The organism is Microbacterium karelineae (assembly GCF_009745985.1).
Classification (GTDB): Bacteria; Actinomycetota; Actinomycetes; order Actinomycetales; family Microbacteriaceae; genus Microbacterium; species Microbacterium karelineae.
On record NZ_WFIX01000101.1, the window covers coordinates 1 to 594 of the forward strand.

Here is a 594-nt window from a genome sequence, read left to right on the forward strand (position 1 = left end):
GGTCTTCCAACGTCTCCTGCTTCTCTGATGCTTTGGATCAATGGAATCTCTCCTAACACCGGAATTCCAAGATCTTCCGCTAAATATTGTGCTCCCTGGTTTCCAAAGATATAATATTTATTGTCAGGAAGTTCTTCCGGTGTAAAATATGCCATATTTTCGATCAATCCAAGAACCGGAATGTTAATACTTTCCATCTGGAACATCGCAATTCCTTTTCTTACATCTGCTAATGCAACATGCTGAGGTGTACTTACGATGACCGCTCCTGTTACAGGCACTTCCTGGATAATTGACAAGTGAATATCCCCTGTTCCCGGAGGAAGGTCAATTAATAAGAAATCCAGCTCTCCCCATGCAGCATCTCTGATCATCTGGTTCAAAGCTTTTGAAGCCATAGGACCTCTCCACACTACAGCCTGATTAGCGCCGGAGAAATATCCTATTGAAAGCATTTTAACTCCATAATTTTCGATAGGCTTCATCAGATTTTTACCATTCACTTCTACAGAAATTGGTTTCTGTCCCTCTGTATCGAACATGGTAGGAACTGAAGGACCATAGATATCTGCATCCAATAATCCTACTTTAAAG

Annotated in this window: 1 protein-coding gene; it reads right to left on the reverse strand. The window is 41.2% G+C overall.

The genetic code is table 11. The annotated features are described in order from the left end of the window. The coding region (locus GB932_RS22095) for an Mrp/NBP35 family ATP-binding protein (RefSeq protein WP_231915944.1) at positions 1-578 on the reverse strand (578 nt) is incomplete at its 3' end. Positions 579-594 lie beyond the last annotated feature (16 nt).